Genomic DNA, 8,940 nt, shown 5'->3' on the forward strand with positions numbered 1-8,940 from the left:
CCAAGGGCCCTTCGGTGGAACCCTCCGCGGCCGGTGCCGGGTGGCGGCCCTCAGCCTTGAGCTTGTTGCCCACGGCGGCGAAGGTCTCATACGTGCCCTGCAGGATGCCCTGGGTACCGATGTAAATCCAGGACCCGGCAGTCATCTGCCCGTACATCATCAGGCCCTCGGCCTCCAGGCGCCGGAACTCCGGCCACGTCGCCCAGTCACCCACGAGGTTGGAGTTGGCGATCAGCACCCGCGGTGCCCACTTGTTCGTGCGGAACACACCCACCGGCTTGCCGGACTGCACCAGCAGGGTCTCGTCCTCCTCCATGTCCTTCAAGGTCGCCGAAATGGCGTCAAACGCCTTCCACGAGCGGGCAGCACGGCCCGTGCCGCCGTAAACCACCAAGTCCTCGGGGTGCTCGGCAACCTCCGGATCCAGGTTGTTCATCAACATGCGCAACGGCGCTTCGGTCTGCCAGCTCTTCGCGGACAGCTCCGTACCGCGGGGGGCCTTCACCGGGCGGGTTCCGGTAGTGAAATCGGCGGGTGCCATGGTGGCTCCTTCGTCTCTGGTGAGTGGTTTCGGGAAAGATCTTCTGTATCCAGTAGAGCCTGTCCGCGGGGGCCGCGGAATGGCTTTTCAGGGGGTGGTGTCCGGGATTCCAGACTGGCGCTACAGCCCGGGATCGGCTGCGTCCGGCTACCCAACTAGCTCGCATTTAATGTCGTTTTGAGGCTCCAAAACGGCATCTATTGCGAACTGGTTGGGCCGGGCGTCTACTGGGCGGGGCGGCCGTAGATGCGGTGCGAGAGCTCGTCCGCGGCCTTCTGGATGCGGGCGGCGAGCGCCGGCCACTCCCCTGCCGGCACTTTGTCCTCGAGGAACGTCACGGCGACGGCCGCCGTCGGCCATCCCAGGTGGTCGGTGACCGCCGCGGCGACCGAGCCGAACCCGGGCGTGATCTCGCCGTGTTCGGTGGCGTAGCCGCGCTGGCGCACCTGGTCCAGGTGCGAGGACAGCGCCGAGTACTTCATGATGGGCGATTCCATCTCGTGCCGGGCCGTGAACGCGGCCGCGTTCGGGTAGAGCGCGCGGACCTGCGACTTCGGGAGCGCAGCCAGGATGGCGCGGCCGCTGGCGGTGAGGTGGCTGGGCAAGCGGACGCCGACGTCGGTCACCAGGGAGGGCCGGTTCTTGGCCCGCTCCTCCACGATGTAGAGCACGTCGCGGCCGTGCAGCACGGCGAGGTGCGCGCTCTCACCGATCGCATCGACGAGGGACGCGAGCATGGGCCTGCCCAGCCTGGAGAGCGGCTCCTGGCGCGAGTAGGCCGAGCTCAATTCGAAGGCGCTGATGCCCAGCCCGTAGCGCTGCTCTTCATGCAGGTGCAGCACGAAGCCGTTGGCCTCCATCACACCCAGCAGGTGGTAGACGCTTGAGCGCGGCAGGCCGAGTGCCGTGGCAATGTTCGACGCCGCCATCGGGCCCCTGCGGGAGGCCAGCAGTTTGAGGATGCGCAGGGTGTTTTCGGCGGCCGGAACTTTGGACGTGGCCTTTCCTGGTGCCAGCGGCTGTGCGGTCATGGTTCCTCTTCGGCTCGCAGTTCACGAAGGCGCCGCCGGGGGCGGCGCGGACGGCAGACTCCCCAAGTGTCCGGTATCCCGTACTTAAGCGTGCACCGGGAGGTCTCGGCTTCGGAAGCGGACTCGGCGATGGATGTCTGGTATTCCAGACAAGCCGCAAGCGACCAGGCGGGTTCCCGCCGGCCGGAAATGCTCAGCCTTGGCCGAGGCGCGTAAAGCCGGCGTGCAGTTCGCGCACGATAACCGTCCCGCTTCCCAGCATCTCTGCCTTCCTCCTGGAACGGGCCAGCAGCTCTTCACTGGGATGGCCGAAGATCTCGATGCTCTTCATCCGGATGAACTGGCCGATCGGCGGGAACTTCGGGCCCGCCACATCCAGGTGGAACATGAGCGACTCCAGGTCCTCATGGAAGTGCAGCACGCTCATTTCCGTTCCGTCCTCGGAGAAATGGACGGTGTAGCCGCCGATCCGCGGCTCGCTTTCCTCCACGAACTCGGCCAGATCCGCCATCGCGGACTTTAGTTCTTCCAGCTTCCCGGGGAGGACCTCCGAGGTGTCGAGGTATGCAATGAAATCACCCATGGCGCCATTCCTTTCATGCCGATTGCGCAGGGAGTCCCAGCCCTTCAATTCTCCGACCGTCTGAGATGAAAGACACCAAGCACCCGTGAAACCAATCACAGGCACCCGGAAAATGGTCTGCTGGTTAACGATCCCCCTCCCAATGACGAGAAGGTTTTTCGCATGCAACAAGCACCAAGCGCCGCCCCTGCGGCCACCACCGGTGCCGCGGCCGGCCCTGTGGCGACCGCACTCAACCGTGGCCTCAACGTCCGCCATATCCGCTTCATGGCCCTCGGCTCCGCGATCGGCACGGGCCTGTTCTATGGCTCTGCCGCGGCCATCCAGAAGGCCGGCCCTGCCGTGCTCTTCGCCTACATGATCGGCGGAGCCGCCGTGTTCATGGTGATGCGCGCCCTGGGTGAAATGGCCGTGCGCCACCCCGTGTCCGGGTCCTTCGGCCAGTACGCCAGCCGCTACCTCGGACCGCTGGCCGGCTTCGTGACCGGCTGGACCTACGTCTTCGAAATGGCCATCGTGGCAATCGCCGATGTCACCGCGTTCAGCATCTACATGGGCTTCTGGTTCCCCCAGGTGGACCGCTGGATCTGGGTCCTGGCCATCATCCTCTTCCTGGGCGCCATGAACCTGCTCAGCGTCAAGGTGTTCGGTGAGCTCGAATTCTGGTTCTCGCTCATCAAGGTCTCCGCGATCATCGCCATGATCGCCGGCGGCGCCGCGATCATCGTGTTCGGCTTCCAGACCGGCGGCAGCGGCGTGGCCCCGGGCCTCGGGAATCTCGTGGAGCACGGCGGCATGTTCCCGAACGGTTTCGGCGGCGTCCTGGCCGCGTTCGCCGTCGTGATGTTCGCCTTCGGCGGCATCGAAACGATCGGCATCACCGCAGGTGAGGCCGCCAACCCGAAGAAGGTCATCCCGCAGGCGGTCAATACCGTCCCCGTGCGCGTCCTGCTGTTCTATGTCCTGACCCTCGGCGTGCTGATGAGCCTGTTCCCGTGGAACGAAATCGGTAGCAACGGCAGCCCCTTCGTGCAGATCTTCGACGGCCTGGGCATCCCCGCCGCACCGCACATCCTCAACGCCGTGGTGATCACGGCCGCGCTGTCCGCGATCAACTCGGACATCTTCGGCGCGGGCCGGATCCTCTACGGCCTCTCCCAGCAGGGCCACGCACCGGCCAGCTTCGGCAAGATCTCCCGGCATGGCGTTCCGTGGATGACCGTGGTGCTGATGGGCGGCATCCTGCTGGTGGGCGTGGTCCTCAACGCCGTGATTCCGGAAGACGTGTTCGTCATCATTGCCTCGATCGCCACCTTCGCCACGGTGTGGGTGTGGGTGATGATCCTGGCCTCGCATGTGGCAATGAAGCGGGAGATCGCGCGGAACGGCCTGCCGGCCTCGGAATTCCCGTCGCCCCTGTGGCCCGCCGCCTCGGTGCTCACCATCGCCTTCATGGTCCTGGTGATCGTCATCCTGGGCGTCTTCGAGGACACGCGCGTGGCGCTCTACGTTGGCGCGGCCTGGCTCGGCCTGCTGGTGGTGGCCTACCGGCTCTGGGTGCGCGGCGGCGGACGCCGGCGCGCCGAACTGGTCGACGAGACTGCGGCGATCCCGGTGGTGAAGGAAAGCGCTGCGGTCAAGGAAAGCTCAGTACGCTCCTAACCTGGGCCATCCGCTGCTCCGTAACTGTCGTTTTGAGAGCTCAAAACGACAGTTACGGAGCAATCGACGAGGATACGCCTCACCGTGCCGACCAACCGCCGTCCATGGTGTAGCTGGCCCCGGTGACCATGCCGGCGTCGTCGGAGGCCAGCCAGGCAGCCAGCGACGCAACTTCCGCCGGCTCGACGAGCCGCTTCACGGCGGACTCGGTGAGCATCACCTTGGCGAGGACCTCGGATTCCGGGATGCCGTGCAGCTGCGCCTGGTCCGCGAGCTGCTTCTCCACCAGGGGCGTGCGGACATAGCCGGGGTTGATGCAGTTGGACGTCACCCCGTGCGCCCCGCCCTCCAGCGCCGTCACCTTGCTGAGCCCTTCCAGCCCGTGCTTGGCGGACACGTACGCGCTCTTGAACGCCGACGCCCGCAGCCCGTGCACCGAGGAGAGGTTGATGATCCGGCCGAAGCCCTGCGCGTACATGTGCGGCAGCGCGGCCCGGACCAGCAGGAACGGGGCCTCGAGCATGAGCGCCAGGATCCGCCGGAACTCTGCCGGCTCGAACTCCTCGATGGGCGCCACCTTCTGGATGCCGGCGTTGTTGACCAGAATGTCGCAGTCGAGGCTGAGCCCGGCCAACGCCTGGGTATCCAGCAGGTCCACGGCCCAGGCGGTGCCGCCGAGTTCGTCGGCGAGCGTTTCCGCCGCGGCAGCGTCAATGTCGGCCACCACCACTTTGGCGCCGCGGGCCGCGAACTCACGGGCGCACGCGGCCCCGATGCCGCCGGCCCCGCCGGTCACCAGCGCCTTCCGGCCCGCAAGCGTCCTGCTCAGCGGCCCCGCACTCACGCTTCCGCCCCCTTGCCGGCGGGCAGCCCGTGCCGGCGGGCGTCGGCGTCGTCGATGTCCTCCAGCGCGGCGCCGCGCGTCTCGCGCAGGGTGAGGACGACGACGGCGGTCACCGCGCAGGCGAGCAGCAGGTAGACTGCGGTCGGCAGCCAGGAGCCTGTGTCCTTGAGCCATTGGGTCGCCAGCAGCGGAGCGAGGGAGCCGGCGAAGATCGAGGTGACCTGCGAGCCCAGCGAGACGCCCGAGTACCGCATGCGGGTCGGGAACAGCTCGGACATGATGGCCGGCTGGCCCGCGTACATGAAGGCGTGCAGGCAGAGGCCGATGGTCACGGCCAGGACGATCACCACGGGGTTGAGGGTGTCGAACATGGGGAAGGCGAAGAACGGCCACGCCGCCCCGGTGACCGCGCCCGCCAGGTACACCGGCTTCCGGCCCCACGCATCGGCGAGCCTTCCGACCTGCGGGATGACCACGAAGTGCACCACGTGGGCGATCAGGAGAGCCAGCAGCAGCGACGACGTGTCGTACTTGTGCACGCTCTTGAGATAGACAATCGAGAAGCTCACCACGAGGTAGTACATGATGTTCTCCGCGAAGCGCAGGCCCATGGCCTGCAGGATGCCCCTGGGGTACTTCTTCAGGACTTCGCCGACGCCGTAGCTGACGGCCTGCTCCTTCTCCACCTGGGCTTTTGCCTCCAGGAAGATGGGCGCCTCGGTGACGTGGGTGCGGATGTAGTAGCCCACGAACACGATCACCGCGGAGAGCCAGAACGCCACGCGCCAGCCCCAGCCCAGGAAGTCGGCGCTGCTGAGGACCGTGGACATGATGAACAGCACCAGGGTGGCGAGCAGGTTGCCCACCGGTACGGCGGCCTGGGGCCAGCTGGACCAGAACGCGCGCGAGTTGTTGGGGCTGTGTTCGGCCACGAGCAGCACGGCTCCGCCCCATTCACCGCCGAGCGCGAAGCCCTGGATGAAGCGCAGCGCCACCAGCAGCGCCGGGGCCAGGTAGCCCATGTCGGCGAAGCCGGGCAGGCAGCCCATGAGGAAGGTGGAGACGCCCACGATCACGATGGTGAGCTGGAGCGTGGGTTTGCGGCCCAGCTTGTCGCCGATCTGGCCGAAGACGATGCCGCCCAGGGGCCGGGCCACGAAGCCGACCGCGTAGGTCAGGAAGGCCTGGATGACGCCGTCCAGTTCGTTGCCCGTGCTGGGGAAGAAGTACTTGCCGAAGACCAGGGTGGCGGCCGTGGCGTAGAGGAAGAATTCGTACCACTCGACCACCGTGCCCACCATGGAGGCGGCCACGATCTTCTTCAGGCCGGCGCCTTTTCCGGCTCCGGCGTCTTTCGAGGTGAGTCCCGCTTCCGCGAGGGAGGGCCGTTCTGCGCCCATGTCCAGCTCCTTTGTGTCCTCGTTGACACGTGCTGTGATCTACAACACGAATGACCCGTTGAGTCTTCCTGCACATTCACCGCGGCTCAATGGCCAATTCGGCACCGGGCGTGTGCAGAATTGCAGATATGAACCCGAACCCGGACGATCTGCTGGTCCTCCTCGCTGTCTCCCGTTCCGGCAAGTTCACGACGGCGGCCCAGGACCTGGGACTGAACCACACCACCGTCTCACGCAGGATCGCCGCGCTGGAGAAGGCGCTCGGAGGCCGGACCCTGGCCCGGGCCGCCGGCGGCTGGGAGCTGACCGAGCTCGGCGCCGAGGCCGTCGCCGTGGCGGAGCGGATCGAGGCGGCGGTGGGCACGCTGGACGCGGAGGACCGCGCGCCGGACCCGATTGCCGGCGTCGTGCGCATGACCGCCACCGACGGCTTCAGCGCGTACATCGCGGCGCCCGCAATCGCCCGGCTGCGGAAGCAGCACGCCGGCCTCAGCGTGGAGATCATCACCGTGACCCGCCGGGCCCTGCAGCAGCGCTCAGGCCTGGACCTGGAAGTGGTGGTGGGCGAGCCGCAGGTGCACCGGGCGGAGTCCGTGCGGCTGGGGCAATACATGCTGGGAATGTACGCCTCGCGGGAGTACCTGGCCGCGAACGGCTCTCCCCGCTCGGTGGAGGAGCTCATAACGCATCCGCTGGTGTACTTCGTGGATTCGATGCTGCAGGTGGATGACCTGGACGCGCCGCGGCGGCTGGTTCCCACCATGCGCGACGGCGTGACGTCCACGAACGTGTTCGTGCACGTTGAGGCCACGCGGGCCGGGGCCGGGATCGGCTTCCTGCCGTGCTTCATGGCGGACCGGCACGATGACCTTGTGAGGCTGCTTCCCGCGGACTTCGCCGAGCTGCTCCCCTACTGGATGGTCCTCCGCCCGGACTCGATGCGCCGCCCGGCGGTTGCCGCCGTCGTGCGGGCCCTGCAGGAGGAGACGGCGGCGCGGCGGGACGTGTTGTTGGGCGGGGTTTAGGCGGGCGGCACGTCCGGCGCCGCCGGTACCGGGGCCGCCTTACGCATCCGGCGCCGACGGGTCGTGGCGGATCTCCGCGCCGCGGGCGAAGGCACGGACCTGTGCGTCGTCCCAGATGTGCGCCGGTACGGCTCCGCCCAAAAGCTTGCGGGCCAGCTTGGGGTCGTCGCCGAACGGGGTGTCGCTGCCGGCCATGATCATGTTGCCGTAGCGGCGGCCCTTGAGCATGGCGGGGTCGGCGATGATCATCGTGTGCGCGAAGGTGTCCGCGATGGTGGCGGCGTCCTGCCGGGCGTTCCGGAGGTCCGGGCTGTCGCCGGAGTTGACCACGTAGAGACCGCCAGGCGCCAGGACGTTGCGGGCATGGGCGTTGAACTCGCGGGTGGTGAGGGGCCGTGGGGTGAAGGCGCCGGCGAAGACGTCGCGGATGATCAGGTCCCGGCTCTGCGCGGTGAGGGTTTCTGTGACGGCACGGGCCTCGCCCACCCGGATCCGGAGCAGCGGCGCCTTGGGCAGGTCGAACCAGGCGCGGACGTAGTCGGCCAGTTTCCCGTCCAGCTCCACCACCACCTGGCGGGCGTCCGGATAGGCGGCGTGGACGTAGCGGGCCATCGAGCACGCGCCGCCGCCCAGGTGCAGCGCGCGCAGCTTCGGCTTGGCCTCCGGCGGCCACACGGATTCCACCAAGGCGGCGATCCAGCGCATGTACTCGAAGTCGAGGAACAGGGGATCGGCGAGGTCGATGTGCGAGCTCATCACGCCGTTGATCTTCAGGAGCCAGCCGTTGGAGTTGTCCGGGTCGGCCACCAGTTCGCAGTCGCCGGTGTCGATATAGTAGACGCCCTCCACGGGGCCTTTAGGCCGCGCGCCCTCGGGCAGTTCGACGACGCCGTTCCCCCGCCTGGCGCTGCTTGCCTGCCGGGCCGCCTTTCCGCGCCTGGCCATCAGCGGGGTCCTGCCTGAGTCATGCTCCAACCCTAGTCCGTGGACGCGCAGCGCCCTTAACCACCGACTGCGGGACGCACCATCCGGATCTCCGGCAGTTCCTCCCACTCGGGCGGGAGGAGTTCTCGCCTGCCGTCGGGCACGAAGCCGTTGCGGCGGTAGAACGCCTGGGCCCGCGGATTGTCCTCAAGCACCCAAAGATAGGCTTCATCCTTGCCGATCACAGCATCCAGGAGCGCCTGGCCCACGCCCGTCCCGTGGACGCGCCGCAAGGCGTAGATCATTTGGAGTTCGAGGCTGCATGGTGCATCGTCGTCGCGGGAAGGAGCGGCGAATGCCATGCCCACGAGTTCGCCGGCATTGTCGTGGGCAAGGACCGGCTGGTAGGCACCGGCCAAGGCCTTCCGGTGGCGCTCCACACTTTCGTCCATGGTTGCTTCGCGGGTCTCGAAGAACTCCTTGGGTAGAAGATGCCCGTAACTTTCCTTCCATGCAGCCAGATGCAGGCGCGGCAATGTTTCCGCGTCCTCGGGCGTGGCTGTCCGCAGTGTAAAGGTCATGTACGGCAGCCTAGCTGGCTATAGGTCGTGTCAAGGCTGTGTCCAGGGCGCGGCGGTTCACGCCTCGGGGAGGGGGCCGGGGGCGCGCGTAATCGGGTGTGGCGGCTGACGGTTTGTTGGCTGGACCGGCGATGGTTCGGGGTGCGCCCACGCTGACTTATCCGACCTCGGGCATTTCACCGGGTCATCTGGCGTCGTTCGGGCTGCACCCGGGGCGAAGGGCCGGGCGCCAAGCTAGAAGCGGCGTAACGCGTGAGCGTCCGCCATAGCCTGCGCGGCGTCTGATCCGGCCCTTCGTCGGTTCCAGCGTCTCACCGGCGTCCGGAGCTGTGAAGTGGTTGGGGGCGCA

The 8,940-nt window shown here is 67.4% G+C and carries 8 protein-coding genes and 1 pseudogene; 2 read left to right on the forward strand and 7 right to left on the reverse strand.

Going from position 1 to position 8,940, the window contains the following annotated elements:
* The 3 genes and pseudogenes from BLP88_RS18420 to BLP88_RS18430 all read right to left on the reverse strand — a co-directional run.
* A pseudogene (locus BLP88_RS18420) lies at nt 1-541 on the reverse strand (urocanate hydratase); the annotation flags it as partial.
* A 224-nt stretch (nt 542-765) separates the two neighbouring features.
* Nucleotides 766-1,572, reverse strand: a complete 807-nt coding sequence (locus BLP88_RS18425) for an IclR family transcriptional regulator (RefSeq protein ID WP_074591638.1) — start codon at nt 1,570-1,572, stop codon at nt 766-768.
* A 193-nt stretch (nt 1,573-1,765) separates the two neighbouring features.
* Nucleotides 1,766-2,155 (reverse strand): hypothetical protein, encoded by a 390-nt coding sequence (locus BLP88_RS18430; protein WP_074591639.1) that lies wholly within the window; start codon nt 2,153-2,155, stop codon nt 1,766-1,768.
* A 162-nt stretch (nt 2,156-2,317) separates the two neighbouring features.
* Between BLP88_RS18430 and BLP88_RS18435 the strand changes: the two genes are divergently transcribed.
* Nucleotides 2,318-3,817 carry an amino acid permease gene (locus BLP88_RS18435; protein WP_074591641.1) on the forward strand — a complete coding sequence of 500 codons (1,500 nt, stop codon included), beginning with the start codon at nt 2,318-2,320 and terminating at the stop codon, nt 3,815-3,817.
* Between the two features lie 79 nt (nt 3,818-3,896).
* Here BLP88_RS18435 and BLP88_RS18440 read toward each other — a convergent pair whose 3' ends face one another.
* Both BLP88_RS18440 and BLP88_RS18445 read right to left on the reverse strand, forming a co-directional pair.
* Nucleotides 3,897-4,646, reverse strand: a complete 750-nt coding sequence (locus BLP88_RS18440; protein ID WP_074591650.1) for a 3-hydroxybutyrate dehydrogenase — start codon at nt 4,644-4,646, stop codon at nt 3,897-3,899.
* A gap of 11 nt (nt 4,647-4,657) precedes the next feature.
* A complete protein-coding gene (locus BLP88_RS18445; protein WP_074591643.1) occupies nt 4,658-6,061 on the reverse strand; it encodes an MFS transporter in 1,404 nt (467 codons plus the stop codon).
* A 128-nt stretch (nt 6,062-6,189) separates the two neighbouring features.
* On the opposite strand from BLP88_RS18445, the gene BLP88_RS18450 reads away from it, so the two are divergent.
* On the forward strand, nt 6,190-7,086 hold the full coding sequence (locus BLP88_RS18450) for a LysR family transcriptional regulator (RefSeq protein ID WP_074591644.1): 897 nt from the start codon (nt 6,190-6,192) through the stop codon (nt 7,084-7,086).
* A 39-nt stretch (nt 7,087-7,125) separates the two neighbouring features.
* Here BLP88_RS18450 and BLP88_RS18455 read toward each other — a convergent pair whose 3' ends face one another.
* Nucleotides 7,126-8,031 carry a spermidine synthase gene (locus BLP88_RS18455; RefSeq protein WP_074591646.1) on the reverse strand — a complete coding sequence of 302 codons (906 nt, stop codon included), beginning with the start codon at nt 8,029-8,031 and terminating at the stop codon, nt 7,126-7,128.
* Nucleotides 8,032-8,087: 56 nt separating this feature from the next.
* Nucleotides 8,088-8,591, reverse strand: coding sequence for a GNAT family N-acetyltransferase (locus BLP88_RS18460; RefSeq protein WP_074591648.1), 504 nt, complete (start codon nt 8,589-8,591; stop codon nt 8,088-8,090).
* Nucleotides 8,592-8,940 lie beyond the last annotated feature (349 nt).

This window comes from Arthrobacter cupressi, from assembly GCF_900099975.1.
Lineage (GTDB): Bacteria > Actinomycetota > Actinomycetes > Actinomycetales > Micrococcaceae > Arthrobacter > Arthrobacter cupressi.